General features: G+C 65.3%; 19 protein-coding genes. 13 read left to right on the forward strand and 6 right to left on the reverse strand.

Annotation, left to right across the window (positions count from 1 at the left end):
• From DUPY_RS12705 to DUPY_RS12725, 5 genes are all read left to right on the forward strand, one after another.
• On the forward strand, window positions 1-844 hold an 844-nt coding region (locus DUPY_RS12705), incomplete at its 5' end, for an ATP-binding cassette domain-containing protein (protein WP_141749529.1).
• A gap of 46 nt (window positions 845-890) precedes the next feature.
• Entirely contained in the window at window positions 891-2,495 is a 1,605-nt protein-coding gene (locus tag DUPY_RS12710) for a cytochrome ubiquinol oxidase subunit I (RefSeq protein ID WP_070248563.1), read from the forward strand.
• A 10-nt stretch (window positions 2,496-2,505) separates the two neighbouring features.
• Window positions 2,506-3,660, forward strand: coding sequence for a cytochrome d ubiquinol oxidase subunit II (gene cydB, locus DUPY_RS12715; protein ID WP_070248565.1), 1,155 nt, complete (start codon window positions 2,506-2,508; stop codon window positions 3,658-3,660).
• Between the two features lie 21 nt (window positions 3,661-3,681).
• The gene (cydX, locus tag DUPY_RS12720) at window positions 3,682-3,792 is read left to right on the forward strand and encodes a cytochrome bd-I oxidase subunit CydX (RefSeq protein WP_070248567.1); all 111 of its coding nucleotides are present in this window, start codon (window positions 3,682-3,684) and stop codon (window positions 3,790-3,792) included.
• Window positions 3,793-3,854: 62 nt separating this feature from the next.
• A complete protein-coding gene (locus tag DUPY_RS12725; protein ID WP_070248569.1) occupies window positions 3,855-4,109 on the forward strand; it encodes a hypothetical protein in 255 nt (84 codons plus the stop codon).
• Here DUPY_RS12725 and DUPY_RS12730 read toward each other — a convergent pair.
• Genes DUPY_RS12730 through DUPY_RS12740 form a run of 3 tightly spaced genes read right to left on the reverse strand, consistent with a single transcriptional unit; the run spans window position 4,106 to window position 9,801 of the window.
• The gene (locus DUPY_RS12730) at window positions 4,106-5,497 is read right to left on the reverse strand and encodes an efflux transporter outer membrane subunit (protein ID WP_070248642.1); all 1,392 of its coding nucleotides are present in this window, start codon (window positions 5,495-5,497) and stop codon (window positions 4,106-4,108) included. The two genes, DUPY_RS12725 and DUPY_RS12730, sit on opposite strands and share 4 nt — an antisense overlap.
• Window positions 5,497-8,652 (reverse strand): multidrug efflux RND transporter permease subunit, encoded by a 3,156-nt coding sequence (locus DUPY_RS12735; protein ID WP_070248571.1) that lies wholly within the window; start codon window positions 8,650-8,652, stop codon window positions 5,497-5,499. Before DUPY_RS12735 ends, DUPY_RS12730 begins: the two co-directional genes overlap by 1 nt.
• Window positions 8,653-8,673: 21 nt before the next feature.
• Window positions 8,674-9,801, reverse strand: coding sequence for an efflux RND transporter periplasmic adaptor subunit (locus DUPY_RS12740; protein ID WP_070248644.1), 1,128 nt, complete (start codon window positions 9,799-9,801; stop codon window positions 8,674-8,676).
• Window positions 9,802-9,975: 174 nt separating this feature from the next.
• Here DUPY_RS12740 and DUPY_RS12745 point away from each other — a divergent pair, with 174 nt between their 5' ends.
• From DUPY_RS12745 to DUPY_RS12760, 4 genes are all read left to right on the forward strand, one after another.
• The gene (locus tag DUPY_RS12745; RefSeq protein ID WP_070248645.1) at window positions 9,976-10,713 is read left to right on the forward strand and encodes a response regulator; all 738 of its coding nucleotides are present in this window, start codon (window positions 9,976-9,978) and stop codon (window positions 10,711-10,713) included.
• Window positions 10,710-11,789 (forward strand): ATP-binding protein, encoded by a 1,080-nt coding sequence (locus DUPY_RS12750; RefSeq protein WP_070248573.1) that lies wholly within the window; start codon window positions 10,710-10,712, stop codon window positions 11,787-11,789. The genes DUPY_RS12745 and DUPY_RS12750 overlap by 4 nt, the downstream gene beginning before the upstream one ends.
• 99 nt (window positions 11,790-11,888) lie before the next feature.
• Window positions 11,889-13,985 (forward strand): TonB-dependent receptor domain-containing protein, encoded by a 2,097-nt coding sequence (locus tag DUPY_RS12755; RefSeq protein WP_070248575.1) that lies wholly within the window; start codon window positions 11,889-11,891, stop codon window positions 13,983-13,985.
• 5 nt (window positions 13,986-13,990) lie between these two features.
• Window positions 13,991-14,377 (forward strand): MerC domain-containing protein, encoded by a 387-nt coding sequence (locus DUPY_RS12760; RefSeq protein ID WP_229255347.1) that lies wholly within the window; start codon window positions 13,991-13,993, stop codon window positions 14,375-14,377.
• Between the two features lie 9 nt (window positions 14,378-14,386).
• Here DUPY_RS12760 and DUPY_RS12765 read toward each other — a convergent pair whose 3' ends face one another.
• Window positions 14,387-14,755, reverse strand: coding sequence for a Fur family transcriptional regulator (locus DUPY_RS12765; RefSeq protein ID WP_070248577.1), 369 nt, complete (start codon window positions 14,753-14,755; stop codon window positions 14,387-14,389).
• Between the two features lie 68 nt (window positions 14,756-14,823).
• On the opposite strand from DUPY_RS12765, the gene DUPY_RS12770 reads away from it, so the two are divergent.
• Entirely contained in the window at window positions 14,824-16,590 is a 1,767-nt protein-coding gene (locus DUPY_RS12770; protein ID WP_070248579.1) for a M14 family metallopeptidase, read from the forward strand.
• A gap of 120 nt (window positions 16,591-16,710) precedes the next feature.
• Window positions 16,711-18,552 carry a glycoside hydrolase family 28 protein gene (locus DUPY_RS12775; protein ID WP_070248581.1) on the forward strand — a complete coding sequence of 614 codons (1,842 nt, stop codon included), beginning with the start codon at window positions 16,711-16,713 and terminating at the stop codon, window positions 18,550-18,552.
• On the opposite strand, the gene DUPY_RS12780 is transcribed toward DUPY_RS12775, so the two are convergent.
• On the reverse strand, window positions 18,534-18,743 hold the full coding sequence (locus DUPY_RS12780; RefSeq protein WP_070248583.1) for a hypothetical protein: 210 nt from the start codon (window positions 18,741-18,743) through the stop codon (window positions 18,534-18,536). The genes DUPY_RS12775 and DUPY_RS12780 overlap by 19 nt on opposite strands.
• 12 nt (window positions 18,744-18,755) lie before the next feature.
• On the opposite strand from DUPY_RS12780, the gene DUPY_RS12785 reads away from it, so the two are divergent.
• Together DUPY_RS12785 and DUPY_RS12790 are read left to right on the forward strand one after the other, a co-directional pair.
• The gene (locus DUPY_RS12785) at window positions 18,756-19,427 is read left to right on the forward strand and encodes a class I SAM-dependent methyltransferase (RefSeq protein WP_084640695.1); all 672 of its coding nucleotides are present in this window, start codon (window positions 18,756-18,758) and stop codon (window positions 19,425-19,427) included.
• A 99-nt stretch (window positions 19,428-19,526) separates the two neighbouring features.
• Entirely contained in the window at window positions 19,527-20,132 is a 606-nt protein-coding gene (locus tag DUPY_RS12790; RefSeq protein WP_141749530.1) for a DUF6630 family protein, read from the forward strand.
• 51 nt (window positions 20,133-20,183) lie between these two features.
• On the opposite strand, the gene DUPY_RS12795 is transcribed toward DUPY_RS12790, so the two are convergent.
• Window positions 20,184-21,497: a sugar MFS transporter gene (locus DUPY_RS12795; protein ID WP_229255348.1), complete on the reverse strand. Its 1,314-nt coding sequence runs from the start codon at window positions 21,495-21,497 to the stop codon at window positions 20,184-20,186.
• Window positions 21,498-21,728: the final 231 nt, after the last annotated feature.

Raw genomic sequence — 21,728 nt, forward strand, 5'->3', positions numbered from 1 at the left:
GCCGGTGCCGCTGGCTGCGCTGGCCATCCTGATCGCGCTCGCTGCGATGGAGCCTTTTGCCGGCCTGCGGCGCGGCGCGCTGGAAGCAGGGCGCCTGTGGCTGGCGATGAAGCGGCTCGGGCCCGCGCTGGCAGAGGGTGCCGATGCTGATGTCCGCACCGATACCGACGGTGACATCGTTTTCGACAAGGTAGCGGCTGCACAATCGGGAACATCCCCGCTGGTCCACGCCATCGACCTGCGCATCGTCGCCGGCGAGCGCGTGGCGCTGGTAGGCCCCAGCGGCGCCGGCAAATCGACCTTGCTGGCATTGATTGCCGGCGAGATCGCGACGCTCACCGGCAACGTGCAGGCACCGGCAGCCTGCCTGTTCACCCAGCGCACGGAGCTGTTCCAGGACAGCGTGCGCGACAACCTGCGCCTGGCCGCGCCCGACGCCGACGACGATCTTTTGTGGCAAGCCTTGCACAAGGCGGGGCTGGCAGAGCAGGTGCGCAGCTTCGGCAAGGGGCTGGACACCACGCTGGGCGAGGGCGGACTGGGACTGTCGGGCGGCCAGGCGCGGCGACTGGCCCTGGCGCGGCTGCTGCTGCATCCGTCGCGGGTATGGCTGCTCGACGAAGCGACCGAGGCGCTCGATGCTGCTACCGCGCACGACGTTTTGCAGCGCCTGGACCGACACGCGTGCGACCATGGCCAGACCGTGATCATCGCCACCCACCTGCGGCGCGAGGCGGCGCTGGCCGACCGGCTGGTGGGCGTGCGCCATGGCCGCATCGCTTTTGATGTGCGGCGCGGGACCGGCAATTTCGACGCCGCGCTGGCCGCGCTGCGGCAGGACTGAATCAGACACCAATCAACATAATTATTGTAATAACCAGGGAAACATCATGGACTTCGATATCGTCGCCTTATCCAGGCTGCAGTTCGCGCTCACTGCGCTGTACCACTTTTTGTTCGTGCCGCTCACCATCGGCCTGTCCATCATCCTCGCCATCATGGAGACCGTGTACGTCATGACCGGCCGCACCATCTGGCGCGACATGGTCAAGTTCTGGGGCGTGCTGTTCGGGATTAACTTCGCCATGGGTGTGGCCACCGGCATCGTCATGGAATTCCAGTTCGGGATGAACTGGAGCTATTACAGCCACTACGTCGGCGACATCTTCGGTGCGCCGCTGGCCATCGAGGGTCTGATGGCATTCTTCCTCGAAGCCACCTTCGTCGGCCTGTTCTTCTTCGGCTGGGACAAGCTGTCCAAGCGCGCGCACCTGGTGGTGACCTGGCTGGTGGCGCTCGGCTCCAACCTGTCGGCGCTGTGGATCCTGATCGCCAACGGCTGGATGCAGAACCCGGTCGGCGCGGCGCTCAACCCGCAAACCATGCGCATGGAAGTGACCGACTTTGGCGCCGTGCTCACCAACCCGGTGGCGCAGGCCAAGTTCGTGCACACGGTATCGGCCGGCTACACGGTGGCCGCCATCTTCGTGCTGGGCATCTCGGCATGGTACCTGCTCAAGGGCCGCCACGTGGCGCTGGCCAGGCGCTCGATGACGGTGGCCGCCGCGTTCGGCTTGGCCGCATCCCTGTCGGTGGCGGTACTCGGCGACGAGAGTGGCTACCAGTCGTCGGAACACCAGAAAATGAAATTGGCCGCCATCGAAGCGATGTGGGAAACGGAGCCGGCGCCTGCCGCCTTCACCGCCTTCGGCTTCCCCGACCAGCAAGCGCGCGAGACGCACTATGCGCTGCACATTCCGATGGTGATGGGCCTGATCGGCACCCGCTCACTCGATACCGAGATTCCCGGCATTGCCGAGTTGGTCAAGCAGGGTGAAGACACCATCCGCGAAGGCATCGTCGCCTACGAAGCGCTGCAAACCATCCGCGCCGTGGCGCCGGACAGCGCCATGCCGGCCGAGGCCAAAGCGGTCTTCGAAGAAAAGGGGCACGCGCTGGGGTACGCTCTGCTGCTCAAGCGCTACGTGGACGATCCAAGACTGGCCACGCCGGCGCAGATCCACCAGGCTGCCCTCGACACGGTGCCACCGGTGGCGCCGTTGTTCTGGTCGTTCCGCGTGATGGTTGGTTTGGGCATGTTCTTCATCGCCCTGACCGCGACCTTTTTTGTCCTGTCGGTGCGCCGCACGCTGGACCAACACCGCTGGCTGCTGAAGGTGGCCGTACTGGCGATCCCGCTGCCTTGGGTGGCTGCCGAAGCTGGCTGGATCGTGGCCGAACTGGGACGCCAGCCATGGGTGATCGAAGGCGTGCTGCCGACTGCCATGGCCGTGTCGCACCTGGGCGTGGCGACCTTGCTGACCACGATCGCCGGCTTTGCCGCGATCTACACCGTGCTCCTGGTGATCGAAATGAAGCTGATGCTCAAGGCGATCAGCAAGGGGCCGGAGGAATTCACGGTGGCTGCGGTGCCGTCGCTGCCCAAACCACGTCCACCTGCCGCGCCAGCGGTCAACCAACCCCATTCCGCTTAAGGAGCGCATCATGATCCTGCATGAATTAGTGTCGTACGAAACCCTGCGCCTGGTGTGGTGGGTGCTGCTTGGCGTGCTGCTGATCGGCTTTGCCGTCACCGATGGTTTCGATCTCGGCACCGGCATGCTGCTGCCGTTCGCCGGCAAGACCGACCTGGAACGGCGCGTCATCATCAACAGCATCGGCCCGGTGTGGGAGGGCAACCAGGTGTGGCTGATCCTCGGTGGCGGCGCCATCTTCGCCGCGTGGCCGCAGCTGTACGCGGTCTCGTTCTCGGGCTTCTACCTGGCCATGTTCGTGATCCTGGTGGGGTTGATACTGCGCCCGGTCGCCTTTAAATTCCGCAGCAAGCGCGCAGACCCGCGCTGGCGCGCCCGCTGGGACTGGGCGCTGTTCTTCTCCGGCGTAGTCCCGGCCCTGATCTTCGGCGTGGCGGTCGGTAACGTGCTGCTCGGCGTGCCGTTCCGGTTCACCGACGATATGCACATCCTGTACGAAGGCACGTTCCTCGGCCTGCTCAATCCCTTCGCACTGCTGTGCGGCCTGGTGTCGGTGGCCATGCTGGCGATGCACGGCGCGGCGTGGCTGCAACTGAAAACCGACGGTCTTGTGGCTGACCGCGCGCGCCGCTACGGCAGCGTGGCCGCGATTGCCACCGTGGTGCTGTACGCGGCAGCCGGCGTGGTGCTGTGGCAGGCGGTCGATGGTTACCGCATTACCAGCGCCATCGTCACCGAAGGCCCATCGAACCCGCTGTTCAAGACCGCGCAAGTGGCCACCGGCGCCTGGTTCGCCAACTTCGACAACCATCGCTGGACCTGGGCCGCACCGGTACTGGGCCTGGTCGCGTCGCTGCTGGCGCTGGCCCTGATGCGCGCGCGGCGCGGCGGCCTGGCGCTGCTGGCATCCGGCGCGGCAATCGCCGGCATCATCCTGGGCGTGGGCGCGGCCATGTTCCCGTTCATCCTGCCGTCGTCGCTCGACCCGCGCGCCAGCCTGACGGTATGGGATTCGTCGTCGAGCCACCTGACGCTGTTCATCATGCTGGTGGTGTCGAGCGTGTTCATTCCTCTGATCGTGGCGTATACCAGCTGGGTATACAAGGTCTTGTGGGGCAAGGTCGATGGCGCGGCGATTGCCGACCAGCGCGGCCATGCCTATTAATTTTCGATAAAGGAGTCAATCATGTGGTATTTCGCCTGGATTCTGGGGCTGCCGCTGGCAGCGATGTTTGGGGTGCTCAATGCGATGTGGTACGAGATGGCGGAGGATGATGCCGAGGCGGCCCTGCGTTAGCCGCGCGCCACGCCCGGTATCACTGCGGTTATATTGGCTAACCAACTTTCAGGAGGTGCATCATGCCAATCAAAACCGTCGATGAATACCAGGTCGAATACATGGCCGAGGCGCTGGAGGGCAGCGACCAGTGGGGCGCGTTCGTTTCCATTTCGGCGCCTTCGGCCACGCCCATGCACATGAACGTGATTCATGAACGCCAGCGGGTGGCGGCCGACCAGGTGTTCGCCAGCGCGGACGAAGCCGAGGCGGCCGCCGAGCAGGCGGCGATGGCGCTGCTCGAGCAGGTGCGCAATCCGGCGCCACCACCGAACTAACCCTCCGCACCACCCCCCAGGGCCTTGTACAGCGCCACTGCTGACCGGAACTGCTCGCGTCGCAGGTCGAGCAGCGTACCTTGCGCTGCATATGACTGGCGCTGGGCGTCGAGCAGCTCCAGTCGGCTGTCCTGGCCGGCGCCGTAGCGCAGCTTCGACAGCCGTTCGCGCAGCTGGGCCGCTTCCACCACCCGTTGCTGGGCTTCGATTTGCAGCCGGTAGGTCTGGCTGCCGGCCAGCCCGTCGGCTACTTCGCGAAAGGCCGACTGGATCGCCCGTTCGTACTGCACCACCGCGATCGACTTGCGCACTTCGGCCAGGCGCAGCTCGGCGTTCAGCTGGCCGGCGTTGAAGATCGGTTGCGTCAGCTGCGGCGCGAACGACCAGGTACCCTGGCTGCCGCGGAACAGGCCACCGATTTCCGGGCTGGCGAAGCCCAGTTGCGCGGTGAGCGAGATGCGCGGGAAGAACGCTGCGCGGGCCGCGCCGATATCGGCGTTGGCGGCCACCAGCACGTGCTCGGCCTGGATGATGTCGGGCCGCCGCGCCAGCAGGTCCGATGGCAGTCCGGCGGGCAGGGCGGTGAGTACCGGCTGCGCTGACAGCGCCGCGCCGTCCGGCAAGCCGGCGGGGACGGGAGCGCCTACCAGCAGTTCCAGGTTGTTGCGCGCCAGGCGCAGCGCGCGGTCGCGTGCCTGCAGGTCCGCTTCGGCCGTTGCCACCTGGCCGCGCGCCTGGGCCAGGTCGATGCCGCTGCGTTGCTGCGCCGTGTGCAGGCGTTCGGTGAGCGCCTGCGACTGGCGCCAGTCGTCCAGGGTGCGCTGCGTGAGCTGCGCCTGCTCCTGTGCCAGCCGCTGTTCGAGGTAGGCGTCCGCCACCGCCGCGATCAGGGTCAGGCGCGCGGCGCGCTGGCCTTCCACCGACGCCAGGTAACGCGCGAAGGCGGCGTCCGACAACGAGCGCAGGCGGCCGAAGAAATCGAGCTCGAAGGCATTGATCGCCAGGCCGGCGCTGCTGCTTTCCTGGATCGCGCGCGGCTTCAAGTCGCTGGCGCTGATGCGCTGGCGCGCAGCGCCAGCGGCCACGTCCACCCTCGGCAGCCGGTTGGCGTCCTCGATGCGGTACTGCGCCTGGACCGCAGCGACATTGAGCGCAGCTGCGCGCAGATCGCGGTTGTTGGCCAGCGCCAGTTCCACCAGTTGTTGCAGGCGCGGGTCGGGCAGCATGGTGCGCCAGGCCACGTCGGCGCCATTGCCGGCGTCGTCGGCACCGGGCGTGGCATCGGCATAGCTTGCCGCGACCGGCAGCGCCGGCTGTTCAAGCTTAGGCGCCAGCGTACATGCCGACAGCGCGGCGGCCACGAAAACAGTCATCAATGTATGGCGCATCATGGCGCTTGCTCCTCGAGCGTGGTGGCGGCCGATGGCTGCCGGCGCCCGCGCCAGCGCGCCAGGCGCTCGGCGCCCCCCACCACCACGACAAAAAATACCGGGACAAAGAAAATCGCCAGCACGGTGGCGGCCACCATGCCGCCGAACACGCCGGTACCGATCGCGTGCTGGGTTTCGGCGCTGGCGCCGGTAGCCAGCATCAGCGGCACCACGCCCAGCGTAAATGCCAGCGACGTCATCAGGATCGGCCGCAGGCGCAGGCGCGCCGCTTCGATGGCCGCTTCCACCAGGCTTTTGCCTTGCGCATGCAGTTGGCGCGCAAATTCGACGATCAGGATCGCGTTCTTGGCCGACAGGCCGATGATGGTGATCATGCCGACCTTGAAGAACACATCGTTCGGCATGCCGCGCAAGCCCACCGCGAGCAGGGCGCCCAGCAGGCCCAGTGGCACCACCAGCATGACCGAGACCGGAATCGCCCAGCTTTCGTACAGCGCGGCCAGCACCAGGAACACCACCAGCATCGACAGCGCCATCAGCATTGGCGCCTGCGACGCCGACTCCTTCTCTTGCAGCGACTGTCCGGCCCAGGTCACGCCGAAGCCGGGCGGCAGTTGCGCAGCGAGGCGCTCCATCTCGGCCATGGCGGCACCGCTCGACACACCGGGCGCCGCACCGCCGCTGATGCGGCTCGAAAGGTAGCCCTGGAAGCGCACCAGTTGCAGCGGCGTTTGCTGCCACACCGGCTGGACGACTTCCCGTAGCGCCACCATGCCGCCATCGCTGTTACGGATGCGCAGCGCGAGCAGGTCGTCGACCTGCATGCGCGCCGGGGCGTCGGCTTGCACGATCACCTGCTGCATGCGGCCGGCGTTGGGAAAGTCGTTCACGTAAGTCGAGCCGGTGGCGGTGGTGAGCATGTCGCTCACGGCAGCAAACGACACGCCAAGCGCCTCGGCCTTTTTGCGGTCGATCTCCAGGCGTACGCTGGCGCCGGGCGGCAAACCGTCCGGGTACACCGCCGCCAGCAGCGGGCTTTGCGCAGCCAGTGCCAGTAGCCGGTTCTGCGCTGCCTGCAGCGCGGCGGCGCCGTGGTTGGCGCGGTCCTGCAGGCGTAGCACGAAGCCGGACGAGTTGCCCAGTTCGTCGATGGCTGGCGGCAGCACCGACATGATCATGCCTTCACGCGCGGTAGCCATCGCCAGCTGCGCTTGCAGCACTTCTTCCTGGGCGCTGGCGCCGTCGCGCTTCGACCAGTCGTTAAGCATGGTGAACGCCAACGCCGCATTGGGGCCGGAGCCGGAGAAACCAAAGCCCAGTACCGACTGATTGACCTCGATGCCGGGACGGCTGGCCACGTGCTGCTCGTACTGCTCGACTACCTCCAGCGTGCGGCCGGTGGTGGCGTCGGACGGCAACTGGAACGAGGTGATGAAATAGCCCTGGTCCTCTTCCGGTAAAAAGGCCGACGGCAACCGGGTAAAGCCCCAGGCCACGGCGGCGGCAATGACCGCGTACAGCAGCATCATGCGGCCGCCGCGCTTGAGCAGCAGCGTGGTGCCGGCCGCATAGCGCACCGTCAAGCGCTCGAAACCGCGGTCGAACCAGCCGAAGAAGCCTTTTTTGACATGGTCGTCGGGACCGATGGGCTTGAGCATGGTGGCGCACAGCGCCGGTGTGAGCGTGAGCGCCAAAAACGCCGAGAACAGGATCGACACCGCCATCGCCACCGTGAACTGGCGGTAGATCACGCCGACCGAACCGGCGGCCAGCGCCATCGGGATGAACACGGCCGTGAGCACCGCCGTGATGCCTACCACGGCGCCGCTGATCTCCTTCATGGCGCGCGATGTGGCCTCGCGCGGCGACAGGCGCTCGGTGGCCATCAACCTTTCCACGGCTTCCACCACCACGATGGCGTCATCGACGATGATGCCGATCGCCAGCACCATGCCGAACATGGTGAGCACGTTGATCGAATAGCCGGCTACCGCCATCACGGCAAAAGTGCCCATCAGCGCAATCGGCGCGACAATCGCGGGGATCACCGTGTAGCGCACCTTTTGCAGGAACAGATACATCACCAGGAAGACCAGCACCATGGCCTCCACCAGCGTGGTCACCACTTTTTCGATCGAGATCTTGACGAAGGGCGCGGTGTCGAACGGCACCGAATAGGTCATCCCGGCCGGCATCGACTTGGCCAGTTCCTCCATCCGTGCACGGATGCCGGCGGCGGTGGCTACGGCGTTGGCGCCGGGCGAAAGCGAAACCGCCGCGCCGGCCGATTCCACGCCGTTTTCGCGCGTCTGGAAGCTGTAGCTTTGCGCACCCAGTTCCACCCGCGCCACGTCTGCCAGCGTGACCAGCGAGCCGTCGCGGCCTGCACGCAGCACGATGGCGGAGAATTCCTGGGCGTTGCGCAGCTGGCCCTGTACCGTCAGCGGCGTGGTAACGCGCTGGCCTGGCACGGACGGCGTATCGCCCACCCGGCCCGGTGCGATCTGCACGTTCTGGGCGGCGATGGCGGCGGTGACGTCGCCCATCGAGACGTTATGGGCGGTCAGTTTCGCGGGATCGACCCAGACGCGCATCGCCCGTTCGGCGCCGAACAGCTGCACCTTGCCCACGCCGGGCACGCGGCGCAGTTCTTCGATGACGTTGCGCGCCAGGTAGTCGCCCAGTTCGAGCGCGTCGGCGCCTTTGCCGTGCCTGTCATCGGCGTTCATGCTGATGATCATCAGGAAGCCGGAAGACGCCGATTCCACCGTCACGCCGTTCTGGCGCACCGTTTGCGGCAGGGGCGGTTCGATCGACTTGAGGCGGTTTTGCACGTCCACCTGCGCCAGCTCCGGGTTGGTGCCGGGCTTGACGGTGACGGTGATCGAGGCCGAACCCGAGGTGTCGGTAGACGATTCGTAGTACAGCAGGTTTTTGACGCCCGACAGTTCGCGTTCGATCAGCGCCACCACCGCGTCGTTCATGGTTTGCGGTGAGGCACCGGGATAGACTGCGCTGATGGTCACGCTGGGCGGCGCCACCGACGGAAAGCGGGCAATCGGCAGGTTGGGCAGCGCGATCAGGCCGAACAGCACGATGAAAATGGCGACCACCCAGGCGAAGATGGGGCGGTTGATGAAAAATTGTGACATGGGGATTCTCTTTCAGTGCGATCAGCGTTGCGCAGTTTTCGGCGCGGCCGACTGCCACCGGTGCGGCGCCGCTTGCACGCCGTCCTGCAGCCGCTCCTGGCCTTCAACCACCAGGATGTCGCCATCCTTGAGGCCTGCGCGGATCACGTACTGGTGGTTGATCACCGGACCCACCTCGATCTTGCGCAGGCTGGCCTTGTGGTTTTTGTCGAGCGTCCAGGCCAGTGCTTCGCCATCGGGGCCGCGCTGCACCGCCTGCTGTGGCGCCATCAGTTCGTTCGAGGTGGCGCCACGGGCGATGCGCGCGCGCACGAACATCCCGGGCAGCAGAGCGCGGTCGGCGTTGTCCACCAGGATGCGCAGGGTGGCGTCGCCGGTGCCGGCGTCCACGCTGATGTCGGAGAACAGGATGCGCGCCTTGGCCGCATAAGGCTTGCCGTCGGCGTCGAGGATCGTAGCATCCACACCATCGGCTGCGCGCGTGCCCAGCGCATGGATCGACGCGATCATCGCCGCTGGCTGGCGCACGTCCACGTACACCTGGTCGGTCTGCTGGATGCGCGCCATGGGGGTGGCGTCGAGCTGGCCCACCAGCGCGCCTTCGGTCACCAGTTCCGAGCCGATACGGCCGGAGATCGGCGCCTGCACGGTGGCAAAGGCGACGTCCAGGCGGCGCCGTTCCAGCGTGGCGCGGGCCTGCGCCACACTGGCGGCAGCCAGGTCGCGCTCGGAGACGGCGTCGTCGAACGACTGGCGGCTGATGGCGTCGGCCTCGATCAGCGGTTGCAGGCGTTCGGCCTGGCGCGTGGTGCGCGCAAGCGTGGCTTGCGCGTGTTGGAGCGACGCTGCGGCGGAATCGAACTCCGCTTTCAGCGGCGCTGGGTTGAGCTGGAACAGCGGCTGGCCTGCCTTCACTTCGGCACCCTGTTGGAACAGGCGGCGCAGCACGATGCCGCCCACTTGCGGGCGGATGTCGGCGGTGCGCAACGCCGCCACGCGGCCGGGCAGGTCGTCGCTGAGGGTGACTGCGGCAGGCTTGAGGGCGATGACGGTCACGCCTGGCGGCGGTGCGGCGGCCGGCGTGGCCTCTTGTCCGGAGCAGGCGGCCAGGGCCAGGGGCAGGGTCAGAGCCAGAGCGGCGGCGATCATCAAGGGCCATTTCTTCAGCAAGGTATGCATAGTTATCGTGTCTGTGTGGTCGTGCGGCGAGACTACGCCTGGCACATGCAAGTTCGATGGGGGAAGTGTGGAGATTGGATGGAGGCGATCGATATATTCTCGGCGCTGGCAAACGCGCGGCCGGCGGCGTTATCATGCAAGCCTATGCACAAACCTCCCGATAATATGGAAGCCCACACGGAGTCCCACCAGGCGCTGGTGCTGGTGGCCGAAGACGAGACTGAAATCGCCCAGATCCTGTTGGCCTACCTGGCGCGCTCCGGCTTGCGCGTGGCGCACGCCGCCGACGGCCAGGCGGCGCTCGACATGCACCTGGCGCTCAAACCCGACCTGGTGCTGCTCGACGTGATGATGCCGCGCCACGATGGCTGGGCGGTGCTGTCCGAGCTGCGCCGGCGCGGCCATACCGCCGTCATCATGCTCACCGCGATGGACCAGGATATCGACAAGCTCACCGGCCTACGCATCGGCGCCGACGACTACATCGTCAAGCCGTTCAATGCCGCCGAGGTGGTGGCGCGTACGCTGGCCGTGCTGCGTCGCACGCGGCAGGGTGGCGCGCAGCCGCACCGGCTGCTGCGCGCGGAAGGCATCGAGGTCGATCTGGAACATTACGAGGCGGCCGTGTGCGGCGCGGCGGGCCGGCAGCTGCTGGCATTGACGATTACCGAGTTCCGCCTGCTGGCGCACATGGCGCGTGCGCCCAAGCGGGTGTTTACCCGCGCCGAGCTGCTGGCCGCTTGCCTGCCCGAGGGCGAAACACTGGAACGCACGGTGGACAGCCACCTGAGCAAACTGCGCAAGAAGGTGGAAGGCGCCGGCGGCGCCGGGCTGCTCGAGAGCGTGCGCGGCGTCGGTTACAGGTTGGGGGGCGGCGCATGAAATTCCGCATGGGCCTGGGGCGCCAGATCACGCTGTCGATGTCGTTGCTGACGCTGCTGATCATCGTGCTGTTGCAAATCAGCTCCAGCATCCTGTACGCGACGCTGCTGCGCTACCAGCCCGAGTTGTTCGCCGACCCGGACAACTACATGCCCACGCTGCCGGAGTGGCTGTACATGGGAATCTCGACCATCATCGCGGTGATCATCGCCATGGTGGCGGCGGGGCGGCTCTCGCGGCGCATCCTGGCGCCGCTCAACGCCGTTGCCGCCAGCCTGCGCCGCGTGGCCGGCGGCGACCTGTCCGCGCGCGCCGCCGTCAATGACCGTCCGATCGGCGAGGCCTCGCAACTGGTGGAAGACTTCAACAGCATGGCCGAGCGTCTGCAGCACATGGAGCAGGAGCGCGGCTTCTGGAACGCCGCCATCGCCCATGAGTTGCGCACGCCGGTCACCATCCTGCGCGGCCGCCTGCAGGGTTTTACGGACGGCGTATTCGTACCCGACCAGGCGCAGTTCCGCAGCCTGCTCACCCACGTCGAGGGCCTGGGCCGGCTGATCGAGGACTTGCGCATGGTGGCGCTGGCCGGTAGCGGCCACCTGGAGCTGCACCTGCTGGAGACGGCGTTAGCCGACGACATCGCCACCGTGATCGCGCTGGCCGGTCCGGCCTTGCAGGCTGCCGGCTTCAGCATCGAGGTGGCAACGGACAGCGACACGATGTTGTGCGATCCGATGCGCATGCGCCAGGCCTTGCTGGCGTTGCTCGAAAACGCCCGCCGTCATGCCACGCCCGGCCGCCTGCGCATCGGCGCCGCCGTGGCGGACGGCATGTGCGTGCTGCGGGTGGAAGACGAGGGACCTGGCATTGCGCCGGAATTGGCGCTGCACGTGTTCGAAGCGTTCCAGCGCGGCGAGCAATCGCGCTCGCGCGAGAGTGGCGGCACCGGCCTGGGGCTGGCGGTGGTGGGCGCCATCGCCAAGGCGCATGGCGGTAAGGCCACGTGTCGGCCATCGAACATGGGCGGTACGCTGTTCGAACTGCGCTGGCCGGCGCACGATGTTCACGCACCGTAGCCACGCACGGTAATCACGTACGGGAGACACGTAGCGCTTGAGAGTTTAATGATAATGACTTATCATTACCGACTATCACGCATCGATGAGGAACTTTCCATGTCCGTTTTCCGCAGCAACCGCACCCCGCTCGCCCTGGCCATCACGCTGGCGTTGGGCCATTTTTCCATGGCCCACGCTCAGACTCAGACTCAGTCCCAGGCGGAAACCCGCCTGCCGGCCGATCCGGAATCGGTGCCGACCGTGGTCGTGGCGGCCAGTGCGCTGGGCGTGGTGGGCGACGACATGATCACGCCGGTCACGTCCATCGGCGGCAATGAGCTGGTGCGGGTGCGCGAATCGACCCTGGGCGAGACACTCAACCGCCAGCCCGGCATTTCGTCGAGCCAGTTCGGCGCCGGCGCCAGCCGCCCGATCATCCGCGGCATGGACGGCCCACGCGTGAAAATCCTGTCCGACGGCGCGGAAATCCAGGACGCCTCCACCATCAGCCCCGACCACGCGGTGGCGTTCGAGCCGATGCTGGCCGAACGCATCGAAGTGCTGCGCGGCCCGTCGGCGCTGGCCTACGGCGGCGGTGCGGTGGGCGGCACCATCAATATCATCGACCGCAAGATTCCCACCGCCATTCCGGTCAACGGCCTCGAAGGCAGCGCCGAACTGCGCGCCAACTCGGTCGCGCGTGAAAAGGCCGGCGCCTTCGAAGTGACCGGCGGCGCCGGCAGCGTTGCCTTCCACGCAGAAGGCGTCAAGCGCGAGGCCGACGCCTACCGCGTGGGCAAGGGCTGGAGCGAAGGCCGCAAGGTTGACGGCAGCTTCAAGGATACCGATACCGGCAGCGTGGGCGTGTCGTGGATCGGCGCCAACGGTTACCTGGGCCTGGCCTACACCAAGGAGCGTACCAGCTACGGCATTCCCGGCCATAACCACGAATTCGAAGGCTGCCACCTCGATGGTGGCGCCCTCCATTGCGGCGAGCACGAAGAAGAGGGCGGCGCCGAGCACGAACACGAAGAACACGCAGCGGGCGAGGTGCCCACCGTGAAACTGGACAGCAACCGCTGGGACCTGCGCGGCGAATACCGCGCGCCCGTGGCAGGCATCACCAAGGTGCGCCTGCGCGCCTCGCTCACCGACTACCAGCACGACGAACTGGAAGGCGCTGAAGTGGCGACCAGCTTCCGCAACAAGGCGCACGACGTGCGCGTGGAAGCCGAACACGCACCGCTGGGCGGCTGGCGCGGCGTGGTGGGCGTGCAGACGACCAAGCGCGATTTTGTCGCCGATGGCGAGGAAGCCTATGTGCCGGCCACCATCACCAAAAAGAACGCGGTGTACCTTACCGAGGAATACAAGCTGCGGGACTGGCGTTTTGAAGCCGGCGCGCGCCACGAGTGGCAGGACATCACCGTCAACCAGGCCGGCCTGCGCGACCACGATGTGAGCGGCACGTCCGTGGCGGTGGGCGCGGTGTGGAAGTTCGCACCCGAGTATTCGCTGCGCGCGTCGCTGTCGCGGGCCCACCGCCTGCCCACCGCCGAGGAACTGTACGCCAACGGCGTGCACCTGGCCACGAGCACCTACGAGATTGGCAACCAGGACCTGGACAAGGAAACTTCGAACAACGTCGACCTCACGCTGCGCAAGTACGCCGGCGCCACCACGTTCTCGCTCAGCGCATTCCGCAACAAGGTCGATCACTACATCTACGCCCGCACGCTGGACAATTTCGAGGGCTTCCAGCTGATCGAATACGCCCAGCGCGACGCCACCTTCACCGGCCTGGAAGGCGAGATGAAACACAAGTTCTCGCCGGCGTTCGAAGGCACGGTGTTCGGCGACTACGTGCGCGCCCGTTTCGACAGCGCCGCCAGCGACCGCAACCTGCCGCGCATCCCGGCCGCACGCCTGGGCGCACGGGTGGACGCCAACCTGGGCCAGCTGCATGGCCAGGTGGAGTTCTACCGCGTAAACAAGCAGGATAAAGTGGCCGACTTCGAAGGCGCCACGCCCGGTTACAACATGCTCAACGTGGGCACGCATTACACGCTGCGCCTGGGCGGCATGCCGGCGCAGATTTATGCGCGCCTGAACAACCTGACCGACGAACTGGCCTACAGCCATACTTCGTTCATCAAGAATGCGGCGCCGCTGCCGGGCCGTAATGTCACCGCCGGCGTGCGCGTGTCGTTCTGATGATGATGAAGTACCTGATCCGCTGGGGCGATTACGCGGGCATGACCGCATCCGGCATCTGCCTGGTCCATTGCGTGGCGATGCCGTTCCTGCTGGCGGCGTTTCCCATGCTGGGCCTGGGCCACGAACATGATTCGGTCCATTCGCTACTGGTGCTGGGCGTGACGATACCGGTGGTGGTGGCGCTGCTGCCAGGCTTCATCAAGCACCGCGAGCCGGTGGCGCTGCTGCTGGGCGCGGCCGGGCTGGCGGCGTTCATGGTGGCGGTGTACGTGGTGGGGCCGCTGTTCGGCCAGGCCTGGGAGACCGCGCTGGCCATTTGCAGCAGCCTGCTCCTGATCATCGCCCATCGCCGCAACCACGGCAACTGCAAAAGCTGCGCGTCGGACTGACCGATCGCCTTATTTACACTGGTCGCACAGGCCGTACAGGGTCAGCTCGTGCGATTCGAGCTGAAAGCCCTTGGGCGCCATCTTTTGCATGTCGCCGGGGCAGGCGTGGACTTCGAACACCTTGTCGCACGCGCGGCAGTGAAAGTGGTGGTGATGGCCATGGCCTGCCACTTCATAACGGTCGCCGCCGGTCGGCAACGATACGGTGGCAATCTCGCCCGACTCCAGCAGCGATTTGATGTTGCGGTAGATCGTGGCCATGCCGATGCCCGGCACGGCCTGCTGCGCGTGTTCGAGAATTTCCTGCGGCGCGAGCGGGCGCCCGGCGGCCGTGATGCACTGGTGGATGGCGGTGCGTTGGCGGGTATTTCGTTCCATTCGTTTCTGTTCCTCGGCGCCGGACGACGGCCCGGACAGACCTTGATTATATAACCGGGAACCTTTGCATGTTGTTTCGATCGCTGTTTTTCATTACCTCGCTGTATGCCGCCATTCCGTCATCCGCCGCAACGGCGCCTGCGCCGCAAGTGCTGCCGCCCGCCGCCCCGTGGAGCGGCAAGAGCGAACAGCTGATCGTGTCCGCGTCTGACCGCCTGGCCACGCCGGCCGAGCGCTCCGATTTCCGGTCGTCGCCCAGCTATGCGCAAACAATGGACTACCTGCGTACCTTGGCCGGATCCTCGAAGCTGCTGTCATTGCACAGTTTCGGCAAAAGCTTGCAGGGGCGCGACCTGGTGTACGTGCTGGCGAAAAAGCCCGGCGCGGAAAAGTCGGATACCAAAAAGCCGGTGGTCGTGATCCAGGCCGGCATCCATTCCGGTGAAATCGACGGCAAGGATGCCGGGCTGATGCTGTTGCGCGATATCGCCCAACGGGGCCGCGACGACCTGCTCGATGCGGTGGACCTTGTATTCATCCCCATCCTCAACGTCGACGGCCACGAGAACAGCAGCGCGCTGGGCCGCCCGCACCAGCATGGTCCGGACAGCAAGGGTTCGCGCACCAACGGCCAGGGGCTGGACCTCAACCGTGATTACGCGCGCCTGCAGTCGCCCGAGATCGCGGCCGTGGTCAAGCTGCTGCAAACTTTCGATCCGGCGCTCTACATCGACGTCCACGTCAGCGACGGCATCGATTACCAGTACGACGTGACCTATACCTATGCGGGCTGGGGCACCTATGCGCGCTCGCGCGCCACGGCCGACTGGCTGATGAAAACCTATCACGGCGACGTCCACGCGGCGCTGGTGGCGCAGGGCCACACGCCCGACCTCTATCCTAGCTGGGTCGACGAGGACGCGCCCGAGAAGGGCTTGCGCATCAGCGCCGAAGGGCCGCGCTATTCGACCGGCTATGGCGACTTCACCGGCATTCCGACCGTGCTGGTGGAGAACCACGCGATGAAGCCGTATAAACGCCGCGTGCTGGGCACCTATGTGCTGCTCGAGCAGTCGCTCAAGACCGTGGCGCGCGAGAGCGCAGCCATTGTCGCCGCCAAGACCCGCGACCGCGCCGACCGTCCCGTGCAGCTGATGGTGCGCTGGGAGCGCGAGGCGGCGCCATTGAAAATCAAGACGTTCAAGGGCTACCGCTACGACGCCTACCTGTCGCCGGCGTCCGGCACCACCGAGCGCCGCTGGACCGGTGAGCCGATCGATATCGCCATGCCGGTCTTCGGCGTGCGCTCGACCAGGGAGGTGGCGCTGCCGGCAGCGTGGTGGATCGGCGCCGAGCAGCAGGGCATGATCGCCGCGCTGCGCCGGCACGGCATCGTGCTGGAAGAATTGAAGCAGCCGCGCACCATGCTGCTCGAAACCGTGCAACTGGCCAATGGCAAGGAGCGCAGCGGTTTGCAGCGCGCGCAAAAAGAATGGACGCTGCCGACCGGTTCGGTGCGGGTGCCGTCCGACCAGCCGTTCCACCTGCTGGCGGCGGCGCTGCTCGAACCCGAGAGCGACGACTCGTTCCTGGCCACCGGCTATTTCGATACCGCCTTGCCGCTCGAGTCGCAACTGCCACGCCACCTGCTGGCGCCCATGGCGGACCGGATGATGGCAGCCGATCCGGTCCTGCGCACGCGCTTTGCCGAGGCGCTGGCGGCCGATGCCACGCTGGCCGGCGATCCGCAGGCGCGGCTGCGCTGGTGGCTGGCGCGCTCGCCGTATCTCGACCGCGCGCGCTGGACCTACCCGGTACTGGTGGAGCGCAGATAATCGGCAAACTGGTTAGGCCACATATAAAGTGGTCTAACCACCTTGAAACCTTGCTAGAATGGTCCCGCATTGCCAGATCCGGAATAATCCGGGCACATAATCAATCACGGAGACCAGACCATGAAGGTGGAGATCGATCAGAGAGTTGACCAGAAGCGCCGCACGTTGATGCGCAGCGGTGCGGGCATGATGGCAGCGGCCAGTGCGCCTGCGGCGCTGTTGCACACGGCGGCCAGCGCCGGCGACAAACAGGCTGCGGCCGACCCCTGGCAGCGCGCGCGCGACATCGAGCAGAAATTCGCCACGCCGCTCAAGTTCCGCGACCAGGACTTCGTCATCACCGCCTTCGGCGCCAAACCGTGCCAGCTGGCCAAGGTCAACGCCACCATCCGCTACACCGAAAAGGCCGACGTGCCGTCGCCGGTGCGTGGCTCGCCCGACGCCTATCCCGCCATTACCGCCGCCATTGCCGCCTGCAACAAGGCCGGCGGCGGACGCGTGGTGATCCCGAAAGGCGACTGGTACGTCGCCGGTCCGATCGTGCTGCGCTCGAACGTGCACGTGTACCTGGCGGCCGGCGCCCACGTCTATTTCAGCGCCAACCCGGCCGACTTTGCCAAGTACGGCGACATCGATTGCGGCGTCAACGGCAAGCTGTCGATCTCGCGCTGGCAGGGCAACGACGTGCTCAATTACTCGCCGCTGGTGTATGCCTACGGCCAGACCAATATCGCGCTGACCGGCGAGGACTGGACCAGCGTCTTGAATGGCCAGGGCGGGGTGCCCTTCGAGAACGGCGAGGGCTGCTGGTGGGACTGGAAGGGCCGCCACAACAAGGGCAGCGTGCAGACCGAGATCGCCGTCAACGAGCGCAATCCGAAGTCGATGCGCGAGGTGGCGCCCGATTTGCCGGCGCACGAGCGCGAGATGATCGAAGCGACGCGCCAGAGCTTCCGCGCCGACGTGCGCTACCTGCCGGCACTGTCGGAAGCCGGCGTGCCGATCGCCAAGCGCGTGTTCGGCGTGGGCCACTTCCTGCGCCCGAGCATGATCGAATTCATCGGCTGCACCGATGTGCTGATGCAGGGCTACATGGTGACCGCCACGCCGTTCTGGCAGCACCACCCGGTCAACTGCCGCAACGTCCATATCCGCAAGGTGCGCATGGAGAGCCAGGGCCCCAACAGCGACGGCTTCGACCCCGAGGCCTGCGATACGGTGTTCGTGGAACACTGCGAGTTCAATGCCGGCGACGACTGCATCGCCATCAAGGCGGGCCGCAATCGCGACATCGAGTTCGGCCCGACCCGCAATGTGCTGGTGCAGGACTGCGTGATGAACAGCGGTCATGGCGGCATGACCCTGGGCAGCGAGATGGCCGGTGGAATTGAACACGTGTATGCGCAGCGGCTCGAGTTCCGCAACAAGTACTGGCAGACTTCGGGCCTGAACACGGCCATCCGCATGAAAACCAATATGAACCGCGGCGGTTTCCTGCGCCATTTTTATGTCCGCGACTGCACGCTGCCCAACGGCGTGGCCACCATCGGCCGCACCTATAGCCAACTGCCGGGCACCAGGCTGCCGGCGGTACCGCACACCACGGCCGGTGGCGTGATCACCATCGATTGCGACTACACGCCGGTGGACGAAAGCGTGCGCATACGCCCGCCCGAGGTCTCGGACGTGCACATCTCGAACCTGCGCGTGAGTGATGTGCAAACGCCGACCGGCAAGCACTCGTGCTTCCAGGCGTTCGTGATCCTGGGACCGGTGGCCGGCACCTACAACGGCCCGGCCGGCAAGGCCACGCTCCCGCTCGACAACATCACCATCACCAACTGCGACTTCGGCACCCCGCGCAACGCCGAGCAGCCGTGGTTTGCCTACAACGTGAAAAACCTGGTGCTCAAGGATGTGAAAATCGGCGGCAAACTGGTCAATCAGAAGATCGACGCCTGACCGTCTTTTTTGGCGGCGCCGGCGCGCTTGCGTTTAACGCTGCGCGCCGGCCCGGCGCCGAACAGGGCCAGCACCAGTTCGTCGCGCCGCGCCGGTTGCAGGTGGCGCCGGACCGGGTGCGGCTTGTCATCCTGCAAGACGTGGATGCGGTGGTCGTCGCTGCCGAACAGCCGGCTCAAGTAGTTCTCCATTGATTTACCTCCATGCATAATGTTGATCTGCATTGTCCCATTGAGATAAATGCCAAAACATTGATATATATCAAGAAGCCAAGCAAGGAGTGCACCTTGAATCATGATAGATCCAATGGCTGGGAGGCTGTTGCCCAGGAATTCATCGCTGCCAGATCCGATATCGGCAGCAGCGTCGTGCGGCAATGGGCGCGTTCCTTGCCGGCCCGAGCGGAGGTGGTGGATATCGGCTGCGGATCGGGGGCGCCAATGGCGATAGCGCTTGCCGAAGAAGGTTGTTCAGTGTTCGGCATCGACGCATCGCCCACCCTGCTGGCGGCATTCCGCCAGCGCTTGCCGGCAGCGTCCGCAGCTTGCGAGACGGTGCAGGGCAGCAGTTTTTTTGGCCGCAAGTTCGATGGCGCCCTCGCTGTGGGGCTGATATTTCTGCTGTCGGAGCGGGAACAGCGGGAATTGATCTTGCGGGTCGCCAACGCCCTCCACACGGGAGCACGCTTCTTGTTTAGCGCGCCTCGTGAACCGTCTGCATGGAACGATCTGCAAACCGGTCAGCCCTCGCGCTCGCTGGGCGAGCAGCACTATCTGCGCCTCCTCGCCGAGGCCGGTTTTACGCTGTTGACCGTGCATGTCGACGAGGGCGGCAATCATTATTTCGACGCGATCCTTTACGATGGATGCACTTGATGGCGGCGTCCTTCTGCCGCACCGGCATTAAAGGAATGATATTATTTGCAACGGCCGCCTGTTCTTCAGTCAACATCCTTCACCATCCGCCATCATCCCATGTTTAAACTACTTAATAGACTATTGGGCCGCAGCGCGCCGACGCGCCCGGCGCCACCTGCCGCCGCCGACCGCGTCTCGGACGACCAGCTTCTCAGGTCGCATTTCTCCGTTTCCAAAGAGGCTGAGCTGGCACTTGAGCGCTTCGGCACCCTGGTCACGGCCAAGTTGGGCGCCGAGGAGAGTCGTCGTTTGACCAATTTGCTGGTGGCGCAATTGCAGCGCGGCGATACCCCGGAAGATGCGGTCAACAACAGCCTGCTCGGCGACGATGGACAGCAGCCTGGGAAGTGGGTAATGCTCACGGTCGACTGGAAAGCCACGGAAGAAGTGGAATGGCAGGCGAACGAACTGCTGGCTACGGCAGGAGTTGCCGAGACCTGGCATTTGCAAGACGAGGAAAACAAGATCGTCGCGCAGGCCCTGCTGGAGTTTTCCGCGTGGGTGGAGCCGCGCGGCTTGCAGTTGCTGCACCTGGACCTGCTGCACGATGCCTACTACGCCTTGCTGGTGCGCGCCGAACTGGCAGACGAAGCCAGGCAGGCTGCGAAACAGGCCGGCCTGAAGCTTCAATCTTGCGACGAGTTTCGCGCCGAAAACGGCTGATCCATAAAAAAAACCCGGCGCATGCACCGGGTTTTCTCTGTTTAAAACCAATTACTTGACGTCGCTCGCCGGCTCTTCCGGGAACGCGTTGGTCGCCTTCGAGCCCCACAGTGCATAGAACAGCACGTAGATCTCGCAAGCCACGGTCAGCAGGAACGACATCTGCAGGCCGTAGTGGTCGGCCAGCATGCCTTGCAATACCACCAGCGCGCCGCCGGCGATTGCCATGATCATCAGGCCGGAGCCTTCTTCGGTCATCGGGCCCAGGCCCTTGATGCCGAGCGTGAAAATGGTCGGGAACATCACCGAGTGGAACAGGCCCACCGAGATCAGCGCCCACATCGCCAGCGAGCCGCCGGAGAAGGTGGCCACCGTCATCACGATGGCGGCGCCGATGCTGCAACCAGCGAGCACGCTTTCGGCCGTGAATTTGCGCATCAGGATACTGCCGGCAAAGCGGCCTACCATCATGCCGCCCCACAGGATGATCAGGTAGTGCGACGCTTTTTCGTGGTTGACGTTGCCGATGTCCGGCTGCGAGACGAAATTGATGAACAGGTTGGCCACGCCGATTTCGGCGATCAGGTAGATGAAGATGGCCGGAATGCCGAACACCAGGTTGCGGTGCTTCCACAGCGAGTGGTTCTTGCGCGCGGCTTTGGCGGCTTCGCGGTTGGTCGAGGCGCCGATTTCAGGCAGCGGGAAGCGGGCAATCACGATCGCCAGGATCACCAGCACACCGGCGACGATCAGGTACGGCAGTTCCACGGCGCGGGCGTCGGCCAGGCGTTCGGCCTGGGTCAGCACCTGGTCGGCGGAGGCCGTGCCCGAGTTGGAGCGGCCCAGGATCAGGTAGCCGCCGAACAGCGGCGCCAGCATGGTGCCGAGCGAGTTAAACGCCTGCACCAGGTTCAAACGGGCCGATGCCGAGCTGGCCGGACCGACCACCGCAACGTAGGGGTTGGCCGCCACTTGCAGCAGCGTGATGCCGCAGGCGATGACGAACAGCGCGAACAGCGTCACCCCGTACGACGGCAGGTGGGCGGCGGGAATCATCATCAGCGCGCCGACGGCCATGATGACCAGGCCGGTGACCAGCGACTTCTTGTAGCCCACGCGCTCGATCAGCCGCGCGGACGGAATCGACGCGAAGAAATAGGCAATGAACCAGACCGATTCGATCAGCGTGGTTTGGGTATAGTTCAGCTCGAACACGCTGCGCAAGTGCGGCAGCAGGGTGTTGTTGATAACGGTGATGAAGCCCCAGGTGAAGAACAGGCTGGTCAGCAGGTACATCGCCGATTTTGCCGTATTTGCGTGCGATGCGCTGATCGCGGTGCTGCTCGAAGGTGTTGGTGCCGCCACTTTGTATCCTTTTTATAGACTTGCCTGGATCGCAATCTTAGGGGCAAAGCGGGTATAACACCAATAACTAAATGGAATTCCTCTATATCGAAATGGTGATGACAGGTATCACTGAAACAGATTATTGCTCATGCGCATTAAAACCACGGCACCATAAGGCGTTTCTCGGGTGTCCTTGCGGAAAGCGTTATACTGCGTGACCGGTGGAATTGCCGCCGGAAGTAGTAAAAA

The sequence above is a fragment of the Duganella phyllosphaerae genome (assembly GCF_001758785.1).
Taxonomy (GTDB): Bacteria; Pseudomonadota; Gammaproteobacteria; order Burkholderiales; family Burkholderiaceae_D; genus Rugamonas; species Rugamonas phyllosphaerae.

Coding starts and splice junctions, on each gene's coding strand:
- DUPY_RS12710 (WP_070248563.1), top strand. CDS start 891: ATGGACTTCGATATCGTCGCCTTATCCAGGCTGCAGTTCGCGCTCACT.
- cydB (WP_070248565.1), top strand. CDS start 2,506: ATGATCCTGCATGAATTAGTGTCGTACGAAACCCTGCGCCTGGTGTGG.
- cydX (WP_070248567.1), top strand. CDS start 3,682: ATGTGGTATTTCGCCTGGATTCTGGGGCTGCCGCTGGCAGCGATGTTT.
- DUPY_RS12725 (WP_070248569.1), top strand. CDS start 3,855: ATGCCAATCAAAACCGTCGATGAATACCAGGTCGAATACATGGCCGAG.
- DUPY_RS12730 (WP_070248642.1), bottom strand. CDS start 5,497: ATGCGCCATACATTGATGACTGTTTTCGTGGCCGCCGCGCTGTCGGCA.
- DUPY_RS12735 (WP_070248571.1), bottom strand. CDS start 8,652: ATGTCACAATTTTTCATCAACCGCCCCATCTTCGCCTGGGTGGTCGCC.
- DUPY_RS12740 (WP_070248644.1), bottom strand. CDS start 9,801: ATGATCGCCGCCGCTCTGGCTCTGACCCTGCCCCTGGCCCTGGCCGCC.
- DUPY_RS12745 (WP_070248645.1), top strand. CDS start 9,976: ATGCACAAACCTCCCGATAATATGGAAGCCCACACGGAGTCCCACCAG.
- DUPY_RS12750 (WP_070248573.1), top strand. CDS start 10,710: ATGAAATTCCGCATGGGCCTGGGGCGCCAGATCACGCTGTCGATGTCG.
- DUPY_RS12755 (WP_070248575.1), top strand. CDS start 11,889: ATGTCCGTTTTCCGCAGCAACCGCACCCCGCTCGCCCTGGCCATCACG.
- DUPY_RS12760 (WP_229255347.1), top strand. CDS start 13,991: ATGAAGTACCTGATCCGCTGGGGCGATTACGCGGGCATGACCGCATCC.
- DUPY_RS12765 (WP_070248577.1), bottom strand. CDS start 14,755: ATGGAACGAAATACCCGCCAACGCACCGCCATCCACCAGTGCATCACG.
- DUPY_RS12770 (WP_070248579.1), top strand. CDS start 14,824: ATGTTGTTTCGATCGCTGTTTTTCATTACCTCGCTGTATGCCGCCATT.
- DUPY_RS12775 (WP_070248581.1), top strand. CDS start 16,711: ATGAAGGTGGAGATCGATCAGAGAGTTGACCAGAAGCGCCGCACGTTG.
- DUPY_RS12780 (WP_070248583.1), bottom strand. CDS start 18,743: ATGGAGAACTACTTGAGCCGGCTGTTCGGCAGCGACGACCACCGCATC.
- DUPY_RS12785 (WP_084640695.1), top strand. CDS start 18,756: ATGCATAATGTTGATCTGCATTGTCCCATTGAGATAAATGCCAAAACA.
- DUPY_RS12790 (WP_141749530.1), top strand. CDS start 19,527: ATGTTTAAACTACTTAATAGACTATTGGGCCGCAGCGCGCCGACGCGC.